At 66.2% G+C, this 24,496-nt stretch carries 23 protein-coding genes and 1 riboswitch; of the genes, 8 read left to right on the top strand and 15 right to left on the bottom strand.

Annotated features, from left to right (window positions below):
• The 6 genes from QNO03_RS12645 to gcvP form a co-directional block, all read right to left on the bottom strand.
• Nucleotides 1-1,575 carry an alanine/glycine:cation symporter family protein gene (locus QNO03_RS12645; RefSeq protein WP_229946236.1) on the bottom strand — a complete coding sequence of 525 codons (1,575 nt, stop codon included), beginning with the start codon at nucleotides 1,573-1,575 and terminating at the stop codon, nucleotides 1-3.
• 106 nt (nucleotides 1,576-1,681) lie between these two features.
• Nucleotides 1,682-3,097 carry an L-serine ammonia-lyase gene (locus tag QNO03_RS12640; RefSeq protein WP_289603527.1) on the bottom strand — a complete coding sequence of 472 codons (1,416 nt, stop codon included), beginning with the start codon at nucleotides 3,095-3,097 and terminating at the stop codon, nucleotides 1,682-1,684.
• A gap of 11 nt (nucleotides 3,098-3,108) precedes the next feature.
• Entirely contained in the window at nucleotides 3,109-4,416 is a 1,308-nt protein-coding gene (glyA, locus tag QNO03_RS12635) for a serine hydroxymethyltransferase (protein ID WP_289603526.1), read from the bottom strand.
• A complete protein-coding gene (gene gcvH, locus QNO03_RS12630) occupies nucleotides 4,413-4,790 on the bottom strand; it encodes a glycine cleavage system protein GcvH (RefSeq protein ID WP_230022736.1) in 378 nt (125 codons plus the stop codon). Before gcvH ends, glyA begins: the two co-directional genes overlap by 4 nt.
• A 106-nt stretch (nucleotides 4,791-4,896) precedes the next feature.
• The gene (gene gcvT, locus QNO03_RS12625) at nucleotides 4,897-6,024 is read right to left on the bottom strand and encodes a glycine cleavage system aminomethyltransferase GcvT (protein WP_289603525.1); all 1,128 of its coding nucleotides are present in this window, start codon (nucleotides 6,022-6,024) and stop codon (nucleotides 4,897-4,899) included.
• 13 nt (nucleotides 6,025-6,037) lie between these two features.
• Entirely contained in the window at nucleotides 6,038-8,890 is a 2,853-nt protein-coding gene (gcvP, locus tag QNO03_RS12620) for an aminomethyl-transferring glycine dehydrogenase (protein WP_289603524.1), read from the bottom strand.
• A 150-nt stretch (nucleotides 8,891-9,040) separates the two neighbouring features.
• Nucleotides 9,041-9,147, bottom strand: a riboswitch (glycine riboswitch).
• A 286-nt stretch (nucleotides 9,148-9,433) separates the two neighbouring features.
• Between gcvP and cycA the strand changes: the two genes are divergently transcribed.
• Nucleotides 9,434-10,921, top strand: coding sequence for a D-serine/D-alanine/glycine transporter (cycA, locus tag QNO03_RS12615; protein WP_289603523.1), 1,488 nt, complete (start codon nucleotides 9,434-9,436; stop codon nucleotides 10,919-10,921).
• A 22-nt stretch (nucleotides 10,922-10,943) separates the two neighbouring features.
• On the opposite strand, the gene QNO03_RS12610 is transcribed toward cycA, so the two are convergent.
• The 5 genes from QNO03_RS12610 to QNO03_RS12590 are packed head-to-tail and all read right to left on the bottom strand — an operon-like array spanning nucleotide 10,944 to nucleotide 13,413.
• Nucleotides 10,944-11,567 (bottom strand): Asp23/Gls24 family envelope stress response protein, encoded by a 624-nt coding sequence (locus QNO03_RS12610; protein WP_289603522.1) that lies wholly within the window; start codon nucleotides 11,565-11,567, stop codon nucleotides 10,944-10,946.
• Nucleotides 11,568-11,615: 48 nt separating this feature from the next.
• A complete protein-coding gene (locus tag QNO03_RS12605) occupies nucleotides 11,616-12,230 on the bottom strand; it encodes a DUF6286 domain-containing protein (protein ID WP_229946220.1) in 615 nt (204 codons plus the stop codon).
• Nucleotides 12,227-12,628, bottom strand: a complete 402-nt coding sequence (locus QNO03_RS12600) for an Asp23/Gls24 family envelope stress response protein (RefSeq protein ID WP_289603521.1) — start codon at nucleotides 12,626-12,628, stop codon at nucleotides 12,227-12,229. Before QNO03_RS12600 ends, QNO03_RS12605 begins: the two co-directional genes overlap by 4 nt.
• Nucleotides 12,625-12,804 carry a hypothetical protein gene (locus QNO03_RS12595; RefSeq protein WP_229946216.1) on the bottom strand — a complete coding sequence of 60 codons (180 nt, stop codon included), beginning with the start codon at nucleotides 12,802-12,804 and terminating at the stop codon, nucleotides 12,625-12,627. The genes QNO03_RS12600 and QNO03_RS12595 overlap by 4 nt, the downstream gene beginning before the upstream one ends.
• 30 nt (nucleotides 12,805-12,834) lie before the next feature.
• Nucleotides 12,835-13,413 (bottom strand): Asp23/Gls24 family envelope stress response protein, encoded by a 579-nt coding sequence (locus QNO03_RS12590; protein ID WP_229946214.1) that lies wholly within the window; start codon nucleotides 13,411-13,413, stop codon nucleotides 12,835-12,837.
• A 229-nt stretch (nucleotides 13,414-13,642) separates the two neighbouring features.
• Here QNO03_RS12590 and QNO03_RS12585 point away from each other — a divergent pair, with 229 nt between their 5' ends.
• Nucleotides 13,643-14,284, top strand: coding sequence for an RNA polymerase sigma factor (locus QNO03_RS12585; RefSeq protein ID WP_229946211.1), 642 nt, complete (start codon nucleotides 13,643-13,645; stop codon nucleotides 14,282-14,284).
• Nucleotides 14,285-14,401: 117 nt separating this feature from the next.
• Nucleotides 14,402-16,000 (top strand): malate synthase A, encoded by a 1,599-nt coding sequence (gene aceB / locus QNO03_RS12580; protein WP_289603520.1) that lies wholly within the window; start codon nucleotides 14,402-14,404, stop codon nucleotides 15,998-16,000.
• Here aceB and QNO03_RS12575 read toward each other — a convergent pair.
• Entirely contained in the window at nucleotides 15,990-17,132 is a 1,143-nt protein-coding gene (locus QNO03_RS12575; RefSeq protein WP_289603519.1) for an alcohol dehydrogenase catalytic domain-containing protein, read from the bottom strand. The genes aceB and QNO03_RS12575 overlap by 11 nt on opposite strands.
• A gap of 173 nt (nucleotides 17,133-17,305) precedes the next feature.
• Here QNO03_RS12575 and QNO03_RS12570 point away from each other — a divergent pair, with 173 nt between their 5' ends.
• Together QNO03_RS12570 and ald are read left to right on the top strand one after the other, a co-directional pair.
• Entirely contained in the window at nucleotides 17,306-17,764 is a 459-nt protein-coding gene (locus tag QNO03_RS12570) for a helix-turn-helix domain-containing protein (RefSeq protein WP_289603518.1), read from the top strand.
• 121 nt (nucleotides 17,765-17,885) lie between these two features.
• Nucleotides 17,886-19,004, top strand: a complete 1,119-nt coding sequence (gene ald / locus QNO03_RS12565; RefSeq protein ID WP_289603517.1) for an alanine dehydrogenase — start codon at nucleotides 17,886-17,888, stop codon at nucleotides 19,002-19,004.
• 68 nt (nucleotides 19,005-19,072) lie between these two features.
• Here the strand turns inward: ald and QNO03_RS12560 are convergent, their stop codons facing one another.
• On the bottom strand, nucleotides 19,073-19,669 hold the full coding sequence (locus tag QNO03_RS12560) for a TetR/AcrR family transcriptional regulator (protein WP_229946200.1): 597 nt from the start codon (nucleotides 19,667-19,669) through the stop codon (nucleotides 19,073-19,075).
• A 111-nt stretch (nucleotides 19,670-19,780) separates the two neighbouring features.
• On the opposite strand from QNO03_RS12560, the gene QNO03_RS12555 reads away from it, so the two are divergent.
• Nucleotides 19,781-20,341 carry an NADPH-dependent FMN reductase gene (locus QNO03_RS12555; RefSeq protein WP_229946660.1) on the top strand — a complete coding sequence of 187 codons (561 nt, stop codon included), beginning with the start codon at nucleotides 19,781-19,783 and terminating at the stop codon, nucleotides 20,339-20,341.
• A 170-nt stretch (nucleotides 20,342-20,511) separates the two neighbouring features.
• Here the strand turns inward: QNO03_RS12555 and QNO03_RS12550 are convergent, their stop codons facing one another.
• A complete protein-coding gene (locus tag QNO03_RS12550) occupies nucleotides 20,512-20,700 on the bottom strand; it encodes a hypothetical protein (protein WP_229946194.1) in 189 nt (62 codons plus the stop codon).
• 30 nt (nucleotides 20,701-20,730) lie between these two features.
• Nucleotides 20,731-21,690, bottom strand: coding sequence for a lantibiotic dehydratase C-terminal domain-containing protein (locus QNO03_RS12545; RefSeq protein WP_229946193.1), 960 nt, complete (start codon nucleotides 21,688-21,690; stop codon nucleotides 20,731-20,733).
• A gap of 470 nt (nucleotides 21,691-22,160) precedes the next feature.
• On the opposite strand from QNO03_RS12545, the gene QNO03_RS12540 reads away from it, so the two are divergent.
• Nucleotides 22,161-23,129 (top strand): helix-turn-helix transcriptional regulator, encoded by a 969-nt coding sequence (locus QNO03_RS12540; protein WP_229946192.1) that lies wholly within the window; start codon nucleotides 22,161-22,163, stop codon nucleotides 23,127-23,129.
• Nucleotides 23,130-23,192: 63 nt separating this feature from the next.
• On the top strand, nucleotides 23,193-24,491 hold the full coding sequence (locus tag QNO03_RS12535; protein WP_289603516.1) for an aminotransferase-like domain-containing protein: 1,299 nt from the start codon (nucleotides 23,193-23,195) through the stop codon (nucleotides 24,489-24,491).
• The last annotated feature ends 5 nt before the right edge of the window (nucleotides 24,492-24,496 follow it).

The following is a 24,496-nucleotide window of genomic DNA, read 5'->3' as shown; positions in this document are numbered from 1 at the left end:
TTACGCCGTGGCGGCGGCTTCCTTGATGTCGTCGTTGTCAATGCCGAGCATTTCCAGCTTGCCGCTCTTGCGGTCCGCCAGGTACTCCTTCATTTCCTTCTTGATGACGGGCAGCAGCATGTACACGCCGAGCAGGTTCACGAACGCGCAGACGAACAGTGCCGCGTCAGCGAAGCTGATGACCTGGCTGAAGGACAGGACGCAGCCGGCCACGGTGAAGACCAGGAAGATGACCTTGTAGACGATCTCCCGGCGCTTGCCACGGCCGAAGAGGTATTCCCAGGACTTCAGGCCGTAGTAGGACCAGGTGATCAGGGTGGAGTAGGCGAAGAGTGCCACGGCGATGGCGAGCACGATCGGGAACCACGGGAGCACGGTGGCGAAGGCATCGGAGGTGAGGATGACGCCGTCGGGCGCGGCTCCGCCGCCCTGGACCTGGTCGATACCGGCCTGCAGGCTGGGGGTGGACGCCATGATGATGGCCAGGGCGGTCATGGTGCAGATAAGCACGGTGTCCACGAGCGGTTCGAAGAGCGCCACGAAGCCTTCGCTGACCGGCCGGCGGGTCTTGACGGCCGAGTGGGCGATGGCCGCGGAGCCGACGCCTGCCTCGTTCGAGAAGGACGCACGCTGGAAACCGACGATCATGACACCGATGATGCCGCCGGCGAAGCCCTCGGGGCGGAAGGCGCCCTCGATGATGGCGCCGAAGGCTGCCGGTACGTTCTGGAAGTTGACGATGATAACGAACAGGCAGGCCACGACGTAGATGCCGGCCATGGCGGGCACCAGCTTGGAGGTGGTGGCACCGATCGACTTGATGCCGCCCAGGATCACCACGGCCACCAGGGCAGCCAGGACCAGGCCGAAGATCAGGGCCGCGCCGGCGCTGCCGAGAAGGCCGTCGTCGCCGCCGGTGACATTCTGGATCTGCGCGAAGGTCTGGTTGGCCTGGAACATGCTGCCGCCGGCAATGCCGAAGATCAGGATCGCCACGGCGAAGATGCCCGTGAGGATTTTGGCCGGCCAGGTGCCGAAGCGGGCGAAGGCGACCGGCAGGTACTTGAACGGACCGCCGCTGATGGAACCATCTTCATGAACTTCGCGGTACTTCACGCCGAGCGTGCATTCGGCGAACTTCGAGGCCATACCGAGCAGCCCGGCCAGGATCATCCAGAAGGTCGCACCGGGACCGCCGAGGGCCATGGCCGCACCGACGCCGGCAATGTTGCCCAGGCCGACGGTGCCGGACAGGGCGGAGGTGAGCGCTTGGAAGTGCGGCACTTCACCCGGATCATCCTTGGAGGAGAATTTGCCGCGGACCACCTGCACGGCGACCTTGAGCCCGCGAAGCTGGATGAAGCCGAAGTAGAACGTAAAAACAATGCCGGCGAGAATCAGCCAGGCGACGACGATCGGGAAACTGAAGTCGCCGATGGTGACCGGAAAGAACACGATTCCGGAGAACACGGTGGTAATCGGTTCGAAAAAGGAGTTGACCGCGGAGTCAATGGTGCCCAGCAACCCACCGTCCTCCGATGCCGGTGCCATGGAAACTGCCCGTGCTGCGTTCATTGTTTCTAACCCCTGTTTTCGATAAGGCTGCTGTCAAAAGCGACAACAAAGCTTTACCCAAAACAGGGGTATTGCACAAATCACATGCCGTACGTGAGACGGATCGTCAGCACTCCACCACATTGACGGCCAGGCCGCCGAGTGCGGTTTCCTTGTACTTGGAACTCATATCGCGGCCGGTTTCCCGCATTGTCACAATCACTTCATCCAGTGAAACCCGGTGCTCGCCGTCGCCCCAGAGCGCCATCTTGGCTGCGTTCACGGCCTTCGCGGCACCGATGGCGTTGCGCTCAATGCAGGGCACCTGCACCAGCCCGCCGATCGGATCGCAGGTCAGCCCCAAGTTGTGTTCCATAGCGATCTCGGCGGCGTTTTCCACCTGTTCCGGGGTGCCGCCCAGGATTTCCGCCAGTCCGGCGGCGGCCATGGACGACGCCGATCCCACCTCGCCCTGGCAGCCCACCTCCGCGCCGGAAATGGAGGCCTGCTCCTTGTAGAGCACGCCCACGGCGCCGGCGGCAAGCAGGAAACGGACCACGACGTCGTCGCGCTGTTCGGGGGTGGCGTTCTCCATCCCCGGGCCGTAATGCGTGGCGTAGAACATCACGGCGGGAATGATGCCCGCCGCACCGTTGGTGGGCGCGGTGACCACCCGTCCGCCGGAAGCGTTTTCCTCGTTGACCGCCAGGGCCACCAGGTTCACCCATTCCTGCCAGAATTTCGGGTCCCGGTCCGGATCCTCGGCACGCAGCCGGGTGTGCCAGGCCGGTGCCCGGCGGCGGACCTTCAGCCCGCCGGGCAGCAGGCCGGTGCGGCGGATGGCGGAATTCTTGCATTCCTCCATAACGTCGCGGATATGCAGCAGGCCGGAGCGGATGTCTGCCTCCGCCCGGGATACCAGCTCGTTAGCCAGCATCACTTCGCTGATGCTCAGTCCGCTGCTGGTGCAGTGCTGCAGGAGCTCTACGGCGGTGCGGAAGGGATACGGGAGGTCGGACTTGCTGGCCTCCAGTTCCAGGGCATCCGCCCGTTCTTCACCATCGCGGACAATGAAGCCGCCGCCTACGGAGAAGAAGGTCGCTTCGTGCAGCACGGAACCGTCGGCGGACATTGCGGCGAACTTCATGCCGTTGGTGTGCCGCGGCAGCACGGTGAGCGGGTGCAGCACGATGTCCGCCTCGCCGTATTCCAGCGGGCAGGCCACGGCGCCCGGCACCTCGGCGCACAGCTGCAGTTTCCGCGAAGCCTCAATGTCGGCCAGCCGCTGCTCCACCTGTTCGGGCAGGATCAGCTCGGGCGCGAACCCCTCCAGGCCCAGCAACACCGCGGTCATAGTGCCGTGGCCGCGGCCCGTTGCCGCGAGGGAACCGTACAGGTCAACCCGGAGGCCTGCGACGTCGGGCAGGCTGCCGGCGTCGACCAATTCAGCCGCGAAGACCGCAGCGGCACGCATCGGGCCCACCGTATGGGAGCTCGAAGGGCCGATGCCCACGGTAAAGAGGTCAAAAACGCCGACAGCCAAGGTAGTGCTTCCTAACGGTGTGCCGCAGCGGGGGCAGCGGAGAGGTCCGCCACCTCCGGGTACAGCGGATGGGCCTGCGCGAGGGCGGTGACGCGCCCGCGCAGGGGTGCCAGGTCGGAGTCCTCATCGGCGATGAGTGCCTGGGCAATGATGTCTGCGACTTCCCGGAACGCAGCTTCGCCGAAGCCACGCGTGGCCAGGGCCGGGGTGCCGATCCGCAGGCCGGACGTCACCATGGGCGGACGGGGATCGAACGGGACCGCATTGCGGTTCACCGTAATGTCGATCTTCGCCAGCCGGTCTTCGGCTTCCTGGCCGTTGAGGGCCGCATTGCGCAGGTCAACGAGCACCAGGTGCACGTCGGTGCCGCCGGAGACCACCGAGATACCGGCCGCGGCGACGTCGTCGGCCAGCAGGCGTTCGGCGAGGATCCGCGCGCCCGCAAGCGTCCGTTCCTGGCGCTCCCGGAACTCGGGGGTGGCAGCGATCTTGAACGCGGTCGCCTTGCCGGCGATCACGTGTTCCAGCGGACCGCCCTGCTGGCCCGGGAACACTGCCGAGTTGATCTTCTTGGCAATGTCGGCGTCGTTGGAGAGGATGATGCCGCCGCGCGGACCCGCGAGGGTCTTGTGCGTGGTGGTGGTGACCACGTGGGCGTGCGGGACCGGGCTGGGGTGCAGCCCGGCAGCCACCAGGCCGGCGAAGTGGGCCATGTCCACCATCAGGTAGGCACCCACTTCATCGGCGATGCGGCGGAATTCGGCGAAGTCCAGCTGCCGGGCGTAGGCGGACCAACCGGCCACGATCAGTTTCGGCTGGTGCTCCTTGGCCAGGGCTTCCACTTCCGCCATGTCCACGCGGTGGTCGTCTTCGGACACGTTGTAGGGCACCACGTTGTAGAGCCGGCCGGAGAAGTTGATCTTCATGCCGTGGGTCAGGTGTCCGCCGTGTGCCAGGGACAGTCCGAGGATGGTGTCTCCGGGCCGGATTAGGGCATGCATGACGGAGGCGTTGGCCTGCGCGCCGGAGTGCGGCTGTACGTTGGCGAAATTCGCGCCGAAGAGGGACTTGGCCCGGTCAATCGCCAGCTGCTCAATCACATCCACGAATTCGCAGCCGCCGTAGTAGCGGCGTCCCGGGTAGCCTTCGGCGTACTTGTTGGTCAGTACCGACCCCTGGGCTTCCATGACGGAAACCGCAGTGTGGTTCTCCGAGGCGATCATTTCCAGGCCCTGCTGCTGCCGGCGGAGCTCGTTATCGATCTGCTCCGCGACCTCCGGGTCTACTACCGCCAGGGGATCGTTGAGGTAATCGCTCACAAGTCGCCGCCGTTCTTCTCCGCGTATTCCTCGGCGCTAAGCAGCGCGCCTTCGGCCGTGGCATTGACGGTGAAGAGCCAGCCGGCGCCGTACGGGTCCTCGTTCAGCAGGGCCGGGTTGTCGATGGCCTCCTGGTTGATTTCCACGATTTCCCCCGACACCGGAGCGTACAGATCCGAGACGGACTTCGTGGACTCGACCTCGCCGCAGGTTTCGCCTGCCGTGACCGTGTCGCCGACGGCGGGCAGGTCAACGTAGACGACGTCGCCAAGAGCGTCCGCTGCAACGGCGGAAATGCCGACGCGGACGGGGCTCGAAGAGTCTACCCACTCGTGTTCGGCGGAATAACGGAGTCCTGCGTTTACTTTGCTCATCTTGGGCCTCTCGGAAGCTGTTCGTCGGGTTCGTTCACTAATTCAAAGTCTAGGCGCGTGCGCTGGCGGGGCGGCATTCGCCGGGTCGGGCAGCGCGGCGCTCCGTTTACTGCTTACTGCGCTTGTAGAACGGAAGTTCCACAACCGTGAACTGCTCCTGTTTGCCGCGGAGGTCGACAGAGAGTTCCGTGCCGGGGGCCGTGAAGTCCGTATCGACGTAGGCGAGGGCGATGGGATAGCCGAGGGTGGGGCTGGGAGCGCCGGAGGTGACTTCGCCGATGACTGTTTCGCTGTCGCTGAGCACCGGGTAGTGGGAGCGGGCGGAGCGGCGGCCGGAGCCCTTCAGCCCCACCAGCTTCCGGGCGGGGCCGGCTTCCTTGCGGGCTTCGAGAGCGGAACGGCCCACAAAGTTGCCCTCCTTGGAAAGCGCGACGACGGGTCCCAGACCTGCAGCGTAGGGGTCCGTGTCCAAGGTGAGTTCGTTGCCGTACAGGGGCATGCCCGCTTCCAGGCGGAGCGAATCACGGCAGGCCAGACCAGCGGGAATCAACCCACGGCCCTCCCCCGCGGCGAGCAACGCGGTCCAGAGGGCCGCGGCACCGTCGTTGGGAACGTAGATCTCGAAACCGTCTTCACCGGTGTACCCGGTGCGGGCCACGAGCAGGTCCAGCGTCCGCTCCCCCGCCCGGACGCCAACGGTGGCGGCCGCGTAGTACTTCATGCCCGTGACCACGTCCTGCTGGCCGGCGGCGACCAGGTCCAGCAGGATCGCTTCGGCCGCAGGTCCCTGCACGGCCACCAGCGAGGTTTCCGCTGAAATGTTGTTCACCGTGACGTCGAAACCCTCGGCCCGGGCCGCCAGTTCGGCCGCCACGGTATCCGCGTTACCCGCGTTGGGCACCACCAGGTAGGCATCGTCGGCGAGGCGGTAGCTGATCAGGTCATCGATGATCCCGCCGTCGTTGTTGGTGATCAGCGAATACTTCGCACGTCCCTCCTTCACGGCGGAGAGCTTCCCGACCAGGGCGTAGTCCAGGAACGCTGCGGCGTCGGGACCGGCGACCTCCACCTCGCCCATGTGGGAGAGGTCGAACAGTCCGGCGGCACTGCGGACGGCCCGATGCTCGGCCAGTTCGGAGCTGTACTTGAGGGGCATCTGCCAGCCGCCGAAGTCGGTGAAGGAGGCACCCAGCTGTTTATGTGCCTCGTAGAGGGCGGTGTACTTCTCAGTCATAGGAATGGTCCCTCTAGTTTTCGAAGTCTTCGATGGGCGGGCAGGAGCAGATCAGGTTCCGGTCGCCGGCTGCACCGTCAATGCGGCCGACCGGCGGGAAGTACTTATCCTGGCGCAGGCTCCGCAGCGGGAACGCGGCCTGTTCACGCGGGTAGGCGCGGTTCCACTCGTTGGCGGCCACGACGACGGCGGTGTGCGGGGCGTTGCGCAGCGGGCTGCCCTCGAGGGAAAAGTCCCCGGCCGCAACCTGGTCGATTTCCGCGCGGATGGCGATCATCGCATCAATGAACCGGTCGATCTCGCCCAGGTCCTCGGACTCAGTGGGTTCCACCATCAGGGTGCCGGCCACCGGGAAGGACAGCGTGGGCGCATGGAAGCCGTAATCCACCAGGCGCTTGGCCACGTCCTCGGCGGTGACGCCGGTCTTCGCGGTGAGCCCGCGCAGGTCCAGGATGCACTCGTGAGCCACCAGTCCGCCCTTGCCCGTGTACAGCACCGGGAAGTATTCGTTCAGGCGGGCAGCCACGTAGTTCGCGGCCAGCAGGGCGTGCTTGGTGGCACTGGTCATCCCCTCGCCGCCCATCAGGCTGACATAGGCCCAGGAGATGGGCAGCACGCCGGCGGAACCGAAGCGGGACGCGGAGACCGGAATGTCCTCGCCGCCGGTCCAGGTGGCGGCGTCACCGGGCATAAACGGCGCCAGGTGCGCCTTGGCCGCCACGGGGCCAACGCCGGGACCGCCGCCGCCGTGCGGGATGCAGAAGGTCTTGTGCAGGTTCAGGTGGGACACGTCGCCGCCGAATTCGCCCGGCTGCGCCAGACCGACCAGGGCGTTGAGGTTGGCGCCGTCAATGTAGACCTGGCCGCCGGCCTCGTGGACGGCGTCGCAGACGTCGCGGACGTCGTCGTCGAACACACCGTGGGTGGAGGGGTAGGTGATCATGATCGCGGCGAGGTTGTCGCGGTGCGCGTCGATCTTGGCGCGCAGGTCCGCATGGTCGATGGCGCCGTCGTCAGCTGTTGCCACAACCACCACCTTCATGCCGGCCAGGACGGCGGAGGCGGCGTTGGTGCCGTGCGCGGACGCCGGGATCAGGCAGACGGTGCGCTGCTCATCGCCGCGGGAGTGGTGGTAGCCGCGGATGGCCAGCAGTCCGGCCAGTTCGCCCTGGGAGCCGGCGTTGGGCTGGATGGAGACGGTGTCGTAGCCGGTGATGACCGCGAGCTTCTCTTCCAGGTCCGCGATCAGTTCCCGCCAGCCTTCGGTCTGGGAATCCGGGGCGAACGGGTGGATGGAGGCGAACTCCGGCCAGGTCATCGCCTGCATTTCGGCGGTCGCGTTGAGCTTCATGGTGCACGAGCCCAGCGGGATCATGGTGCGGTCCAGGGCCAGGTCGCGGTCGGAGAGGCGGCGCAGGTAACGCAGCATCTGGGTTTCGGAGCGGTAGGAGGAGAACACCGGATGCGTCATGAACTCCGAGGTGCGCAGGAGATCCGCGGGCAGCTCGAAGCCATCCGCAGCTTCCGCCGGAGCGGCACTAAACGCGGCGGCGACGTCGGCGAGTACGGCCGGCGTCGTCGTTTCATCGGCGGAGATACCCACCGTGTCCGCGTCGATGCGGCGCAGGTTGATGCCCTTCTCCTCCGCGGCGGCAATGACCTCCGCGGCGCGGCCGGGCACGCGGGCTGTCACGGTGTCGAAGAAGGCGTCGTGCAGCAGCTCGACGCCGGCGCCCTGCAGTGCGGTGGCCAGCGTCCGGGCGGAATCGTGGACGCGGCGGGCAATCGCCGTCAGGCCTTCGGGGCCGTGGTAAACGGCATACATGGAGGCCACGATGGCCAGCAGCGCCTGGGCGGTGCAGATGTTGGAGGTCGCCTTTTCCCGGCGGATGTGCTGCTCACGGGTTTGCAGGGCCAGGCGGTAGGCGGGCGTGCCGGCCGAATCCTTCGAGACGCCCACGAGGCGTCCGGGCAGCGACCGTTCCAGGCCCTTGCGGACCGCCATGTACGCGGCATGCGGGCCGCCGTAGAACAGCGGAACCCCGAAGCGCTGCACGGAGCCGACGGCGATGTCCGCGCCCTGCTCGCCCGGAGGGGTGATGAGGGTCAGGGCCAGCAGATCGGCAGCCACGGTGACCAGCGCGCCGCGTTCCTTGGCGTCGGCAATGAGCTGCGTCTGGTCGCGGACCACGCCGGAGGCGCCGGGCTGCTGCAGGACGACGCCGGCCAGCTCGCCGTCCGGGAGGCCTCCGGCAAGGTCGGCCGTGATGACCTCAAAGCCGAGCGCCTTCGCGCGGCCCTTCACGACGGCGATGGTCTGCGGGAACAATTCGGCGTCCAGCACAATGGCGCCGTTGCCTTTGGACTTGTTGGACCGGCGCATCAGCAGCACGGCCTCGGCGACGGCGGTGGCTTCGTCCAGCAGGGAGGCGTTGGCGATGGGCAGCGCGGTGAGGTCCTGGACCATGGTCTGGAAGTTCAGCAGCGCTTCCAGCCGGCCCTGGGAAATCTCGGGCTGGTACGGGGTGTAGGCGGTATACCAGGCCGGATCCTCCACGACATTGCGCAGGATCACGGGCGGGGTATGCGTGCCGTAGTAGCCCTGGCCGATCATCTGCACGGCCGTCTTGTTTTTTCCGGCAATCCTGCGGAGGGCGGCGAGGGTTTCTTCTTCGCTCTTCGCCGGGTCCAGGACCAGCGGGAAGTTCTGGCGGATGGCGGCGGGGACGGCCATGTCCACCAGTCCATCCAGGGAGTCGTAGCCGACGGCCTTGAGCATGGTCTCGGCGGCAGTGGCGCGGGCACCAATGTGCCGGTCCACGAAGGATGCTGCGGCGGGGGCGGCGGAGGACGGTTCTACAGGCATGAGGGGCTCCAGGAAAGGCAGACGGGGGTACGCCCACAAATGGACGGCTCCTCCCCGCTCTGTATTGGACCTGAGAGTTTCCGCGGGTGTACTTCCGCTTGCACCGTCGGTGAGTTCCGGGCGCCGCCCGGCACTGCTTTCCAGAGTTGCCTCGCTGTGGCGGTACGGGGGCCTGAGAGATTCCCGGGGAGGGTTTGCTCCTACGGCGCCCGGCGGATGCTGATGCGCATCCGGCGGGACTCTCCCGCCACGGCTGATAAAGGCATATTCAATTGGGCACTGCTGGTGTGACAGGGCCAACTTTAGCCTGCACCCGGTACCGCCTCAACCCCCTGACACGCCCGGCCGCGGGGCTCCCTCGGGGCGGAAGAAGGAAAGCCCTGTGGCGGGTGTGACGTGCAACGTCACACCGGTGAAATTTGACGGCGCCCGTCGGCGGCTTCCAAACTGAAATGTCGGCGGCAGCGCCAACGGTACTGCCTTCCGGGGCGGAATAGGCGGGTGCGGCGGAGCTGCCGGCAGGTGCCTATATGAAGGAATTCGATGTCTGAGCGCAGAACCCGTCCACCAGGCGGCACTGCTCCCGCGCCGCAAAACGCCGCGGAGGAACCCCACCTCGCCCGCTCCCTCTCCAGCCGGCACATCCAGCTGCTGGCCATTGGCGGCGCCATCGGCACCGGACTGTTCATGGGGTCCGGCAAGACCATCTCCGCGGCCGGACCGTCGGTGATCTTCGTCTACGCGGTCATCGGTTTTATGCTCTTCTTCGTTATGCGGGCCATGGGCGAACTGCTGCTCTCCAACCTCAGCTATAAGTCCTTTACCGACTTTTCGGCGGACCTGCTGGGCCCGTGGGCCGGTTTCTTCACCGGCTGGACCTACTGGTTCTGCTGGGTGGTCACAGGCATTGCGGATGTGGTGGCGATTGCCCACTACGTCACCTTCTGGTGGCCCAACGCGCCCCTCTGGATACCGGCACTCGCCTGCATCCTGCTCCTGCTGGCGCTGAACCTGCCCACCGTCAAAGCTTTCGGCGAAACCGAATTCTGGTTCGCCCTGATCAAGATCGTTGCCATCCTGACCCTCATCGTGGTGGGCCTGGTGATGGTCCTGACCGGATTCACGCACGGCGACGGGGTCACGGCCGGCTTCAGCAACCTCTGGGAACACGGCGGCTTCTTCCCCACCGGTCCCATGGGCTTTGTGGCCGGATTCCAGATTGCCGTGTTCGCCTTCGTTGGCATTGAACTGGTGGGCACCGCTGCAGCCGAGACCAAGGACCCGGAAAAGAACCTCCCCCGGGCGGTGAACTCGATTCCCATCCGCGTCCTGCTCTTCTACGTAGGCGCACTGGTGGTGCTTATGGCCGTTATCCCCTGGGACGAATTCAGCGCCGATGAGAGTCCCTTCGTTGGCATGTTCACCCTGGCCGGGCTCGGCACCGCCGCGGCAATCGTGAACTTCGTGGTGCTGACCTCCGCCGCTTCATCAGCCAACTCCGGGATATATTCCACGTCGCGTATGGTTTTCGGCCTGGCGCACGACGGCGATGCCCCCTGCCCGTTCGGCCGCCTTTCCCGGCGGAAGGTTCCGCAGAACGCCCTGTTCTTCTCCTGCACCTTCCTGCTGGCCGGCGTCGTGCTGTTGTACGCCGGCGAGTCCGTCAGCGCCGCCTTCACCCTCGTGAGCACCATTTCCGCGCTGTGCTTCATGTTCGTCTGGTCCATCATCCTCGTCAGTTACCTGGTGTACCGGAAGCGCCGTCCGCAGCTGCACGAGGCTTCGACCTTCAGGCTGCCCGGCGGCGTCGTTATGGCCTACGTGGTCCTGGCATTCTTCGCGTTCATCCTGTGGACGCTGACCACCAATGCGGACACCCTGCAGGCGCTGCTGGTAACCCCCATCTGGTTCGCCCTGCTCGGCATCGTCTATGCCGTCCTGCGGCGCACCCCGCTGCATCAGGCCCGGGTTGCGGCGTACCGGGCCGAGACCGCCCGCGAGCGTGCCGAGCTGGCGGCAGGGCAACCGTAACGGCTGCTCTGATAGACAACCGTTAATAGACAACCGTTCCCCGGGAGCTGACCGCAGCGCCTCCACCCGGAGCGCCTGCCTTGCTGCTGGCATCGATTTCCAGGCCGAAGGTATTCAGGGGCACCTCCAGGGTGGACACCAGGTGCGGCACCACATCCTGCTGGATCCGGGTAATCACCCCCTGTACGTCGGCATCGGAATTGACCGTCACCTTCATGGCCAGGTCCGGATCGTCGGCGGTGCCGCGCAGCCGCACGGATGAGCCCACTACTCCGGGCAGCCTTTCCGTCTCATGGCTGACGGCCGCCGCCAGCACCTGGGGATCGCACACGGTGATGCCGTGCACCGGGTCTTCCTGCAGCCGGAACACTCCTGCCGCCCGGGTCCGCGGGATCTGGACCACGAGCCACCAGAGTCCCAGGATGCCGAGGATCACCCCCGCCAGCAGCACCGCCCACGGCGCGTAGTCCCCCGCCAAAAGGCCCGAAGAATCGGACAACACCCGGTCCGACTGTGCGGGGCTGCCGCTGATCAAACGGCCCAGCCACCCGGCGGCAATGAGCAGCGCCAGCGCCCCGGCGGCAAGGAAAAGGAGCCCGAGGATAATCAGCCAGGTCCGGTTGGCTCTTCCTGAATAGTGCCTCATTGCCGCTCCGTTTCCTGTTCATCGCCCGCTGCCGGCCGTCCGGCGTCGTCAATCCCGCATCCGGATCGTGGCGGTGACTACCGGCACCGGATCCAGTCCGGTGGCTGCGAGGCGCGAGCGCACCCCGTCCACCACCCAGTGTTCAAGGTCCGAGGTGCCATGCAGGGCCGTGGACACCTCCAGATGGACCTTGCGTGCGGAAGCCGTCGCCGAGGCCGACGCCACCCCGTCAATGTGGTTACAGGTGGATGCCGCCAGCCGGGCAACCGCACGCCGGCTCATCACCACGGTTTCCCCGCCCCGGACCGACGGGACGCCGCCGGATTCCCCTGCCCCGGGCAGCCCCGGCATATTCACCGGCTTCGCCCGCAGCGGCAGCGTGGAGAACTCACCCGGGATCATTGCGCACAACAGCAACACCAGCCCAATCAGCAGCAGCACCACGGCGCCGGTCCAGCCCCGGGTGCTGTTCCAGCCGGTCTCACCGAGCCAACGCAGCGGTTCGGTGACGAACGGGGGCCAGCTTCCCTGCACCAGGCGCGCGATGGCGCCCCACACCAGCCCGACACCCAGGGCGAGCAGAAGGACTGCGGAAATGGCCGCGGGAACGGACCGGCTGGGCCGGCGCCGCATGGACACCGGCGGCGGGGTTTTCGCGGTCATTGCAGCTTCCTCCGGCCGCGTTTCTCCCGCTGCGGCGGCTTCAGCCAGGACACGGTAATGTCCACCTGCTTCACCTGCACCCCGGTCAGGGCCGTCACCCGCTCGGTGATGCGCCGGCGCAGCTGTTCGGTGGCCTGCCGCAGCGGCATCGGATAGGGAAGGCCGACGGTGACCTTGAGGCTTGCGGCGTTGCCGGCCAGTTCCACTGTGGCATCCGGGCGCGCCGAGAGGTCGGCCCGCGTGCCGATGCCCAGGAATCCTCCCGAGCTTCCGCCCGCAAACGTTTCATCCCGGGCCACCTGGCTTGCTGTTTTCTCCAGCACCCGGCGGGCCAGGACCGTTTCGCCGCGGTCATTAACGTCGGCCGCGGAAGGCAGCGGTGCCGGGGAAATGCTCATCGGCTTGACGCTTTACCGAGCATTCCCTGAACGTCAACCTTCCCGTCCGCCACCAGCCCCACCAGCAGGCCGATCAGGCCGAACAGGACCGTGATGAGGAAAGCCAGCCACCCACCAAAGGCCAGTACGATTCCCAGCGCCAGCCCGATTACCAGACACCACCGCGTTGCGGACATGGAGTCCTCCTTTTGGTTCTAGAAGTGCCTTTACTCCAGGGACTTGGACGGCCTGGAGTCCGACTGGTCGTCCTGGTCATCGCTCTCATCCGGCAGATGGACGTCGGTGACATTCACATTCACTTCCAGCACTTCCAGCCCGGTGGCGTTCTCCACGGACCGGATGACGTTACGCCGGATGCCCTGGCTCACCTCCACCACGGAATAGCCGTACTCCACCACGATGCTCACGTCGATGGCGGCCTGCCGTTCACCCTTTTCCACCGTGACGCCGTTGCTGACATTGGTCTGCGAACCCGGAATCCGTTCAGTCATGGAGCTGAACGCCCGTCTGGCCGCATTGCCCATCGCGTGCACGCCCGGAACCTCCCGGGTGGCCATTCCGGCCAGCTTCTGCACCACGGTTTCCTCAATGGTGGTATCGCCCCTGGGCGTCTGCAGCGGCCCGCCCCTTTGCCGGGTGTCGGCCGACGGCGACCCCTGGCCCGAGCCCTCTACGCTCTGCTTGCTCGGGCCGCCCTGCATGCTTTGGCCGCCCTGCATACTCTGGCCGCCCTGCGAACGGGCCGTAGCGGACGTAGCCCCCGCTGTCTCTGATGGATCTGCCATGGGAAATCATCTCCTGCATTCATTGCGGCTTCACCGCGCACGTCCCTTACAGACTTAAAGACGGACGCTGCCCGGAATCGTCACGGTGAAACCATAAGTTCGGGCATCTTCCCCCTGGACCGGGGCCGGGTTATTCCGCCGGGTCTGCGGCTCTGGGAAAATGTGCCGAAGGAAAATGCGGCGAAGGAGTGCTCTAGGTCCGGTCGCTTCCGGACGGGACAGGGACACCATGGCAGGGCTTGCACCGGCGGCACCGAACGGCAGCGATCCCCAGCGCAGCTGTTCCGCAGACAGGCAGTCCCCGGAGGCTGCGCTGGTTGCACTCGCCCGGGAAGGGGACCTGCCCGCCTTCGAGTACCTCGTGGCCATGTACCAGCGGCGGCTGTTCCGGCTGGCGTACCGCATGCTTCGGGACCGTGGGGAGGCCGAGGACGTCGTCCAGGACACGCTTACCGCCGGATGGCGGCAGCTCCCGGACCTGAAGCGGGAGGACGCCTTCGGCAGCTGGGTGTACCGGACGGCCACCAACCGCTGCCTGGATGTGCTGCGGCACCGTTCCGCCCACCCCCAGGACCTCCCCGGCGCCGATCCCCTGGCCGACGCGGCCGCCGGCACGGACGGACCGGACCGGCAGCCGGTCCAGGGATCGGATCCGCACCACACGGCAGAGGTCGCGGCGGAACTGGACGCCCTCCGGCGGGCCCTCGCACTGCTCCCCGCGGACCAGCGCGCCTGCTGGCTGCTGCGCGAAGTCCATGGCCAAAGCTATGCGGAGATCGGTGCCGCCCTGCGCATCACTCCGCAGGCGGTGCGGGGGCGGCTGGCCCGTGCCCGCGAGCGCCTGTCGGCAGCTATGACGGAGTGGCGCTAACGCCCTTGTTGTTCCACTGGGCTGACAATAATATCTCCGATACGGAAAAGGTTTCGGGGATCACTTTTGGGGATCACCCTTGACTGTCCACCCGGATTGCCCACAGGGAGAATCATTATGGCCATTGAAGTAACAGACCTCTCGCCCGCCGAAGGATCGGAGCACATCCTGACGCCGGCGGCGCTGGAATTCATCGAGGAACTCCACCGCCGCTTCCGGAGCGTCCGGGACGAACGCCTTGCTGCCCGTTCCGTCCGCCGGCAGGAGGCCGCATCCACCGGCCGGTTGGATTTCCTCCCCGAGACCACCGATATCCGCAGCGGGGACTGGAAGGTGGCCGAAGCGCCCGCCGCCCTGCAGGACCGCCGGGTGGAAATGACCGGCCCTGCCTCGCCCGCCAAAATGGCCATCAACGCGCTGAACTCCGGCGCCAAGGTCTGGTTGGCGGACCTTGAGGATGCCTGCACCCCCACCTGGCACAACGTGGTGGATTCACAGGTGAACCTTTACCGTGCGGCACGCAGCGAGCTGTCCTTCACCTCCCCCGAGGGCAAGGAATACTCACTGCGCACGGATACGCCGCTCGCCGTCGTCGTTATGCGTCCGCGCGGCTGGCACCTGCCGGAAAAGCACGTGGTGATCGACGGCGAACCTGCCGTGGGCGCACTGGTGGACTTCGGCCTGCACTTCTTCGCCAACGCCCGGCAGCTGCTGGACAACGGGCAGGGACCGTATTACTACCTGCCCAAGATGGAAAGCCATCTGGAAGCCCGCCTCTGGAACGATGTCTTCACCTTCGCCGAGGACTACGTGGGTGTGCCCCAGGGTTCCGTCCGTGCCACCGTCCTGATCGAGACCATTCCGGCCGCGTTCGAAATGGAGGAAATCCTCTACGAACTGCGGGACCATGCCTCGGGGCTGAACGCCGGGCGCTGGGATTACCTGTTCAGCATGATCAAGGTCTTCCGCGACGCCGGGAAGGACTACCTGCTGCCGGACCGGGCCGATGTCTCCATGACCGCACCCTTCATGCGCGCCTACACCGAACTGCTCGTGAAGACCTGCCACCGGCGCGGGGCCTTTGCCATGGGCGGCATGGCGGCCTTCATCCCCAACCGGCGCGAGCCCGAGGTGACGGCAGCCGCCCTGGCGAAAGTGAAGGATGACAAAACCCGTGAGGCCGGCGACGGTTTTGACGGTTCCTGGGTGGCCCACCCCGATCTGGTGCCCGTCTGCCGGGAGGTCTTCGACGACGTCCTGGGCGACAAGCCGAACCAGGTTGACCGGCAGCGTGAAGACGTCTCCGTCACTGCCACCGACCTGCTCGATGTCAGCACTGCCGAAGGGTCCATCACGGAGGCCGGGCTGCGGTCCAACCTGTACGTGGCCATCTACTACGTGGCCATCTGGCTCTCCGGCAACGGCGCCGTGGCCATCCGGAACCTGATGGAGGACGCCGCCACGGCGGAGATTTCCCGGTCGCAGGTCTGGCAGCAGGTGCGGAACAACGTGGTGCTCGAAGACACCGGCGAGACCGTCACGGAGGAGCTGGTCAGCCGGATCCTGGCCGAGGAAACGGAGCGGCTGCGCGGGGAGGTGTCCGCGGACATGTTCACCGGCTACTTTGAGCCGGCCAGCCGCATCATCGGGGAGATCAGCCTCTCCAAGGACTACACCGATTTCCTGACGTTGCCTGCGTACGAACTCATTGACTAGCACCACTGTCGAAGCGGATCACCTGGCGGATGGCCTGTCCGTCCGCCAGGGTGTCCATGGCCGCATTGATGTCTTCCAGGGCGATGGTGGCGGACACTAATTCCTCCACCGGCAGCTTCCCCGCCCGCCACAACTGGGCGTAGACGGGAATGTCCCGGTCAGGAACGGCCGACCCCAGGTAGCTGCCGATGATGGTGCGGGCCTCTGCGGTGAGCGTCAGCGGCGCAATTTCGGCGGTCTGGTCTGGTGCTGGCAGCCCAACAGTGACCGTGGTGCCGCCCGGGGCGGTAATCCGCACGGCGGTTTCGAACGCGCGGGGATGCCCTGCCGCTTCGATCACGAGCGCGGGCCGGATGCCGGCGTCGAGGGCTTCCTGCGGGGTGTAGACCGCATCGGCGCCGAGTTCCCGTGCACGGGCCAGCTTCTCCGGCAGCGCATCGATGCCGATCACGCTGCGCACGTCCAGGGACAGGGCCGTCAGCAACGCGGCCATCCCGACGCCGCCCAACCCAACAATGGCGACGTCGTCATCCTTGCCGGGGCGTGCAGGGTTCAGCACCGCACCGCCTCCGGTCAGCACGGCGCAGCCCAGCAGGGCGGCCACGTCCGGGGGTATGTCGTCATCCACCGGCACCACGGATCTGCGGTTGACGACGGCGTGCGTGGCGAAGCCGGAGACCCCCAGATGGTGCCGCACTTCTTCGCCGTCGGCACCGTGCAGGCGTATCCCGCCCCCGAGCAGCGTCCCGGCATTGTTGGCAGCGGATCCGGGGATGCAGGGCATCTTGCCCCCGGTGCGGCAGCCGGCACATTCCCCGCAGCGGGGCAGGAAAGCCATCACCACGCGCTGGCCGACGGCGAGGTCCGCCACGCCCTCACCCAGTTCCTCCACCTTTCCCGCAGCCTCATGCCCAAGCAGCATGGGCAGCGGCCGGACCCGGCTGCCGTTCACCACCGACAGGTCAGAATGGCACAGGCTCGCGGCCTCGATGCGCACCAGGATTTCGCCCGGCCCCGGCGGGTCCAGCTGGAGATCCTGGACCACCACCGGCCGGGAATCCGCATATGGCCGCGGGGCGCCAATGGTCTGCAGGACCGCGCCTCTGATCGACCTGGTGCTGTGGGTACCCATGAACTCTCCCTCGAGTAACGTCGAACCGTTTCCGGTCCGGGCCGGCTTTTCTCCACGACAGCCCTATTCCACCATGCCTGTGCTGCACCGTTCCGGCGGTGGCCCAGGCATCTTTACCCGTGCCGCCCCGCGTTTCCGTGCGCCATGGCCGATTACTTTGGCAAGATGAGGGCATGAGTGAGAGTTCCAGGACCGCACCGGCACTGCCGGACAAAGACACCCTTGCATTGAAGCGTGCGCTGGCCGCCGGTGACGTCACCGTCTTCGTGGACGGCACGGCTCTGCGCCTGCCCGAGGGCGCCCGGGACGCGGTGCTGGACCTGCTCTCCCGCCTCGCGGAGGGCAACCCGGTGACGCTCTCCTCGGCGGCGCCCGCGCCGATGGACCCGCCGCTTCCCGCCGGGCCCGTGCCGCTGCTGACCACTTCCCAGGCGGCTGCCGCCGCCGGCATCTCCCACACCTACCTGCGGAACCTGACGGATGCCGGGATCATCCCGGTTCAATACCGGGGTTCGCACCGCCGCATCCGGATGGAAGACGTGCAGTCCTGGCTTGAATCCCAGCAGGCCGCCAGGGCTGCCAGGGCGGCAGGCGACGCCGTCGGGAACTCCGCGGACTCCCCGGGCGCCTGACACCCGCCAGCCCGCCGGGAAAGTTGCTCCGACGGGGCCTGCCAGCCGGTGTGGCTGGCATCTATGCTGGGGCTGTGTCGGCGGAAACCCCGCCGCCTGAACCTACTGACGGAGCACTACTGTGATCATCGGTATCCCCAAGGAAATCAAGAACAATGAATTCCGAGTAGCAATAACCGCTTCGGGCGTGCATGAACTGCGTACCCACGGCCATCAGGTGCTGGTACAAAGTGGTGCCGGCACCGGATCAAACATTACCGACGCGGAATACGCGGCGGCCGGCGCGCAGATCCTGGACTCAGCCGACGACGTCTGGTCCCAGGCCGCGATGATCCTCAAGGTGAAGGAACCCGTTGCCGCTGAATACCGGCATTTCCGTCCGGGCCTGATCCTTTTCACATACCTGCACCTGGCCGCAGAGCCGGAACTGACCGCAGCACTGCTGGAACGCGGCGTCACCGCCATTGCCTATGAAACCGTTCAGCGCGGCCGCACCCTCCCCCTGCTGGCACCCATGTCCGAGGTTGCCGGCCGGCTGTCGGTCCAGGTGGGGGCGCAGTCCCTGATGGCGCCCGCCGGCGGACCCGGCCTGCTGCTCGGCGGCGTCCCGGGCGTTCGGCCTGCGAAGGTGGTGGTGCTGGGAGCCGGTGTCGCCGGGACCAACGCCGCGGCTGCCGCCGTCGGCGCCCATGCCGACGTCACGGTCATGGACATCAACATTGACCGGCTGAGGGAACTCGACGAGCTGTACGCCGGCCGGATCAAGACAGTGGCTTCCAACGCGTTCGAGATTGACCGGGCCATCGTGGATGCGGACCTCGTGATCGGCTCGGTGCTGGTTCCAGGCGCCCGCGCACCGAAGCTCGTAACCAATGACATGGTCTCGCGGATGAAACCGGGAAGCGTGCTGGTGGACATTGCGGTGGACCAGGGCGGCTGCTTTGAAGACAGCCATCCGACCACGCACGAAGATCCCACTTTCCGTGTGCACGGTTCGCTCTTCTACTGCGTGGCCAACATGCCCGGGGCGGTCCCCAATACGTCCACTTACGCCTTGACCAATGTGACGCTGCCCTACGCGGTGGCACTGGCCAATCTGGGGGTGGCCGATGCCTTTGAGAAATACCCGGACCTGGCGCAAGGGCTCAATATTGCCGGCGGCCGTGTCACCCATTCCTCCGTGTCAGCCGCGCACGGACTCGAACTGGCCACGGATTGGCCGGACCTGGTGACCTTGTAGCCATTACAGAGCTGCCGCGTCTGCCCGGTCCGCCCGCAAGCGGGCCGGGCAGTTCCTTTTCCGCATGCTCAGGTGCCCTGAACCCGCATCACCCCGTCCACCAGTTCCTCCCAGCCCTTCCTCAAGCGCGGCAGGCTCATGCCTTCGGCTCCGTGCAGGTGGAGAAGCAGGCCGGCATCCAGAAAGGCCGTCAGCTGGTAGGCGGCGAGTTCCGGATCGGGGACGGAACCGGGCTGGCGGAGCAGCCCGGCCAGGTGTTGGCGGGTAAGGATGTGCGACGGGTGCTGGTAGCGGCTCCGGGGGTCGACGTCGGCCGCCCGGGCCAGTTCGCCGTTTACCTCCAGCGATGCGAGCCGGGCCATGCCGAAGGCCTGCAGCCGGTCCCGAGGCGGGGCTCCCGGCCCCAGCGGGGGCGGCCCGGAAAGGTAGGCCTTCCGGAAATCCTGCTCCGCGTGGTCCAGGAGCTCCTGCATCAGCCCGGCGCGTGATCCGAAGCGGCGGAAAACAGTTCCCTTGCCCACCCGGGCACGGCCGGCAAGGGCATCCATCGTCAGGGCATCGGCACCACCGGCGGCCACGAGTTCCATGGCGGCTTCCATCAGGCGGCGGTGGTTCCGGGCGGCGTCGTCCCGCAGGCCCGTCTGTGATGGTCCTCTCCCGGTCATGCCGGAAAGTCTAGCCCCGCGGGGAATAAAATCGGACTGTAGTCCGCTTAAGCCACTAAGAAGAATCCGTGCTCGTGCCCTTCAAGCGGCACGACCAAGACAGGAGTTCCAATTTTGAGCACCACCATCCTGACCCTCGTCGGCAGCCTCCGCGCCGGTTCCATTAACCGCCAGCTCGCCGAAGCCGCCGCAGCTGGAGCTCCGGAGGGCGTCGAGGTGAAGGTCTTTGACGGGTTGGGCGACATTCCGTTCTACAACGAGGACATTGATGTGGAAGGGCAGGTCCCCGAGGCCGCCCAGACACTGCGCGACGCGGCCGCTGCCTCAGACGGCCTGCTGCTGATCAGCCCCGAATACAACGGCACCATGCCGGCCGTCCTCAAGAACGCCATCGACTGGCTGTCCCGCCCCTTCGGCGCCGGTGCCATTTCCGGGATGCCGACCGCCGTTATCGGTTCCGCCTTCGGCCAGTACGGCGGCGTCTGGGCGCAGGACGATGCCCGTAAGTCGGTCGGCATTGCCGGTGCCCGCGTGGTCGAGGAAGTCCGCCTGGCCATCGGTGGATCCGTGACGCGTTACGCCGGTATCCACCCGCAGGAGGACCCTGACACCGTTGCCCAGCTTGGCGAAGCAGTCCGCGTCCTTGCGGAAGCCTCGGTCTCCGTAGCCTAGGCAACCGCCGGCAGGAGTGCCGGCAGGAATACTGGCATCAGTGCCGGCAGAAAAGAGGGACGGACCGTTACCGGTCCGTCCCTCTTCTGCGTTTCGTGGCTTTGCGTCTCGCGTCTTCGCGTTCCCGGCTTTGCGTTCCCGGCTTTGCGTTCCCGCCTTCGCGTTCCCCGCTAGTACCAAACCTCGTCCGCCCAGGCTGCGTCCCGCAGGTACTCGCGGGCGGGTCCTACGTTCCAAGCTTCGCCGTAGGGTGCCAGGACGCCGCTGGTTTTCAGGTCGGCCAGGACGTCTTCCGAACAGCCCAGGACCGAGCCGAGTTCCAACGCGTCGGTTACGACTACTTCTTCGTGATCGGCCACCGGATGGGCCCCCTTCCCATTAGTGCGCCGTCAGCGCTTATCGAGCAGAACCGATTCCCGTTCCGGACTCCAGGTCCGTGCATACAGTCCCATGGCGGCTTCCTCGCGAAGGCTAAGACCCAGGCGGTTCAAAAGCATATGCGCCTGGTAGACCGTCAAATGCTGGGCGCTTCGGCTGAGCCGCGCTTTGTCGGCCCGGTACAGATAGGTATCGATTCCGCGGAACCAACGGCGCCGCCAGTTTTCCACGGCAGATTCTGCTGCGGTCGCCGCCATTAGCCGGTGGGTGGGCATCACCTTGGCGCCCACCTGGACTGTCATGGCCTGCCGCACCCCGGCTGCCCGCGGCCCGAACCCTGCCGTGCAGCTGCGCAGGTGGCTGTCCCAGTAGTAGTCCCAGGAGAGTCGGCGGCGGTCCGGCCAGGCCGAGGCGCGCGGTCCCTTCATCATGCTCCTGGCCGCATCGAACAGCAGGAGCGAGCCAAGCGCCCAGCGGTTCTGGACCTTGGGGAAACGTGCAGTGGCCCAAGTGGCCAAATCGGAGGAGAGTTCAAAAACCTCTTCAGCGAGGGAAAGTCCTTCCACCCCGCCATACTTGGCGAGATCCGCCTCGACCCGGGGGTCCTGGGGTTCCGCGCCACCGGGGCTGAGCCGGTCCGTGGCGGGTTCGGTGATCTGTTGGCTGGTCTCGAGGTGCCCGATGACACCGCTCGACTGGTCCTGCAGGGCCACCAACAGTGACTGCAGCCGGTCCAGCGTGTTCGTCGTGGCCAGCACCCGCAGTTTCACGTGTGCGTGGGCGGGGTCCGAGCAGCGGGTGTAGTACCAGCGCTGCGCCCCCAGGACCTGTGCCTGAGCTGCCAGCGGGGTAACCAGTTCTCCGACGATGCCGTCCGCTACATCGAAGCCCCCTGTATGAATGGAGAGCGACCACCAATGAGTGCCCGGTTGCGTCCGTGAGGCTGGTCGAACTGCAGCTAGCTGGCTCATATGCGTCTTTCCCCTCGGGGTATGGTTACCGCCGCCGGCGGCCTTGCATTGTTTTGTCTACGTATCTTTGGCCCCGTGGGGGCCCTCAGTTAGAACCAATCCCAGCTCTTCATGATTGCTATCCCCCTTGGGTCTCAGGCTGTTGCTCAGCCGGCGCCTTGATTTGACTCCGAAAGCTTCCCCCGCCGTCGCAGGGCCTGTAAATAGCCTCCGGTGCCCGGTTCCTGACATGTCCGGATGTGGACCCGGAGGTACCGGGCTGTGGCCGGAGCCGAGGTGAAATCGGCCCGGCGCAGGAGATTTGCACGGGAGCGGTGCCCTACCGGCGAAGTTGGCATTAACCTGTCATGACCTGCAATCCAAAGTGTGTTGCAGACACAAAACACATTTGCCACACGCGGACCGGAAACAGGACCCGCTGGGTAGTGTAGCGGTGGGTGCTTCAGCTGATGCTTTTGAAAGGATTCGCCGTGCTGTCTCAGGTTTCGCTCGACGTTTACCGTTTTGCCGTAAGCCGTCCGGGGTGGACGGCCGGAGAGGCTTCCGAGGCGCTGGGGTACACGAGCCGGGCCATCGATACCGCAATTGGGGAATTGACTACGCGCTGCCTCCTGCTCAAGCAGTCCGACGACTGCCCGAGCTACATCGCGGTGTCCCCGGATGTGGCCCTCGCCGAACTGGTTGATCCGGATGAACGTGCCCTCCTGGAGCTGCGGGGCAGGATCTATGCCCGCCGGAGGGAGATGGCCGCATTGACGCCGGCCTACACCGAAGCACGTAAGCGTCTGGCCGCCGATGCCTCGGTGGAAGTGGTGGAGGACCAGGAAAAGGTCCAGCGGGTGCTGATCGAGTACGGGCGAAGCGCCACCGACCGGGTCCTCATCGCACGTCCGGGGCATGGCGCCAATGCCGACATCCATGAGGAAAGCGTGCAGAAGGACCTTGACCTCCTGCGCAGCGGCGTCCGGCGGCAGACCCTGTACCACGCCAGCACCCGGGACCACGTGCCCACCCGCAAGGCTGTCGAGACCATCACCGCGGCCGGGGGGCAGTTCCGCACCCTTCCGTACATGCCGCTGCGGACCCTGATTTTTGATGAAAAAGTGGCAGTGGTTGCCCGCGAGCTGTATCCCGGCGATGTGGCGGGCCTGGTGGTCCGGGATCCGAACCTGATCCGGATCTTCGGGCTCCTCTTCGAGTTCGCCTGGGGCCTTGCGGAACCATACCTGTCCGACAATCCCGGCGGCGAAGGCCTCACGAGCACACAGCGCTCTGTCCTCACGGCACTGGCGTCCGGCTATTCGGATGAGGCCATTGCCCGCCGGGTGGGAATCAGCGTACGGACGTGCCGCCGCCATATTGCCTGGATGCTGGAGGAACTGGGCGCCGAGAGCCGGTTCCAGGCGGGAATCAAGGCGCATAAGGCCGGGTGGATCTAGGAACCGGTACTGCCCTTAGACGTACTGGACAGCCGGTGCCAGGCGGCGAAGGTGCGGGCTAGCATGGCTGCCATGACCCCGGAGGAATTTGCCGTAGAACTACCGGTGAACACCATGGCCGCGCTGGAGCGTGCTGCAGGTTCACACCGTCATGAAGTCCTGTTCTCCAACCGCGCCTTCCACATCAAACAGTCCGCCGTGCGGGACGTCTTCGATATTTCCATCCGTCCCGGCCTGATTTCCCTGGCCGGAGGCAGCCCCGACCTGCGTTCACTCCCCCTGGCGGAACTGGGCCGCACTGCCCAGCAGATCATTGCGGAACACGGACTGGAGGCACTGCAGTACGGCGGCGGGCAGGGCATGGAAGAGCTGCGGAGACAGGCATGCGAGGTCATGGCTGCGGAGGGAATCCTCGACGCCGATCCCGCGGACATCGTCATCACCACCGGGTCGCAGTCCGCGCAGGATGTTGCCGCCAAGGTTTTCTGCGATCCCGGCGATGTCATCCTCTGCGAGGACCCTACATATGTGGGTGCACTGAATGCCTTCGAGGCCTACGAGGTGGACGTGCGCACCGTTCCAATGGACGACGGCGGCCTGGTTCCGGAAGCGCTCGAGCGGCGGATCCGCGAAGTGCGTGCCGAAGGCAAAACCATCAAGCTGCTCTACACCATTCCAAGTTTCAACAATCCAAGCGGTATTACGCTCACCGCCGGACGGCGGCAGGAAGTTGTTGGCCTCTGCCGGCGGAACAACATCCTGGTCCTCGAGGACAATCCCTACGGGCTGCTGCGGTTCGACGGCGAACCGCTGGCACCGATGCGGGCGGAAAACCCGCATGACGTGCTGTATCTGGGCTCGTTTTCCAAGATTTTCGCCCCCGGGGTCCGGCTGGGCTGGGCGCTGGTTCCCCGCCACCTGTACCGGCGTTTCTACCTCGCCTGCGAGGCCGTTGTCCTCTGCCCCTCGCCGTTGACCCAGATGCTGGTTTCGGCCTATCTGCGGGACTACGACTGGAGGGGCCACATAAGAAATTCCCGCAGCCGCTATGCCGAGCGGTGCGCCGCGATGCTGGCGGCGCTGGAAGAACAGCTGCCGGAGGGCGTCACGTGGACCCGGCCGGACGGTGGATTCTTCGTCTGGGTGACGCTCCCCGAGGGCGTGGACACTTATCCCCTGCTGTACGAAGCCATCGATGCCGGCACGGTGTTCATCCCGGGTGCGGCCTTCACCCCCGGCGAGCAGCAGTCCAACAAACTGCGCCTGGCTTTCAGCTCCGTCTCCCCCGAGGACATTTCCGAAGGCGTGCGCCGGCTCGCACCGGTCCTGCGTGCCGCCGTCGGCGCCGTCAAGGTGCGCTGAGCAGG

It is taken from the genome of Arthrobacter sp. zg-Y877, from assembly GCF_030373105.1.
Taxonomy (GTDB): Bacteria; Actinomycetota; Actinomycetes; order Actinomycetales; family Micrococcaceae; genus Arthrobacter_B.
This window is presented reverse-complemented; position numbering and strand designations above follow the sequence as displayed.

Bases quoted from the DNA above. Each gene is read 5' to 3' on its own strand.
- QNO03_RS12645 (WP_229946236.1), bottom strand. From the start codon at position 1,575: ATGAACGCAGCACGGGCAGTTTCCATGGCACCGGCATCGGAGGACGGT.
- gcvH (WP_230022736.1), bottom strand. From the start codon at position 4,790: ATGAGCAAAGTAAACGCAGGACTCCGTTATTCCGCCGAACACGAGTGG.
- gcvT (WP_289603525.1), bottom strand. From the start codon at position 6,024: ATGACTGAGAAGTACACCGCCCTCTACGAGGCACATAAACAGCTGGGT.
- gcvP (WP_289603524.1), bottom strand. From the start codon at position 8,890: ATGCCTGTAGAACCGTCCTCCGCCGCCCCCGCCGCAGCATCCTTCGTG.
- cycA (WP_289603523.1), top strand. From the start codon at position 9,434: ATGTCTGAGCGCAGAACCCGTCCACCAGGCGGCACTGCTCCCGCGCCG.
- QNO03_RS12610 (WP_289603522.1), bottom strand. From the start codon at position 11,567: ATGAGGCACTATTCAGGAAGAGCCAACCGGACCTGGCTGATTATCCTC.
- QNO03_RS12605 (WP_229946220.1), bottom strand. From the start codon at position 12,230: ATGACCGCGAAAACCCCGCCGCCGGTGTCCATGCGGCGCCGGCCCAGC.
- QNO03_RS12600 (WP_289603521.1), bottom strand. From the start codon at position 12,628: ATGAGCATTTCCCCGGCACCGCTGCCTTCCGCGGCCGACGTTAATGAC.
- QNO03_RS12595 (WP_229946216.1), bottom strand. From the start codon at position 12,804: ATGTCCGCAACGCGGTGGTGTCTGGTAATCGGGCTGGCGCTGGGAATC.
- QNO03_RS12590 (WP_229946214.1), bottom strand. From the start codon at position 13,413: ATGGCAGATCCATCAGAGACAGCGGGGGCTACGTCCGCTACGGCCCGT.
- QNO03_RS12585 (WP_229946211.1), top strand. From the start codon at position 13,643: ATGGCAGGGCTTGCACCGGCGGCACCGAACGGCAGCGATCCCCAGCGC.
- aceB (WP_289603520.1), top strand. From the start codon at position 14,402: ATGGCCATTGAAGTAACAGACCTCTCGCCCGCCGAAGGATCGGAGCAC.
- QNO03_RS12575 (WP_289603519.1), bottom strand. From the start codon at position 17,132: ATGGGTACCCACAGCACCAGGTCGATCAGAGGCGCGGTCCTGCAGACC.
- QNO03_RS12570 (WP_289603518.1), top strand. From the start codon at position 17,306: ATGAGTGAGAGTTCCAGGACCGCACCGGCACTGCCGGACAAAGACACC.
- QNO03_RS12560 (WP_229946200.1), bottom strand. From the start codon at position 19,669: ATGACCGGGAGAGGACCATCACAGACGGGCCTGCGGGACGACGCCGCC.
- QNO03_RS12545 (WP_229946193.1), bottom strand. From the start codon at position 21,690: ATGAGCCAGCTAGCTGCAGTTCGACCAGCCTCACGGACGCAACCGGGC.
- QNO03_RS12535 (WP_289603516.1), top strand. From the start codon at position 23,193: ATGGCTGCCATGACCCCGGAGGAATTTGCCGTAGAACTACCGGTGAAC.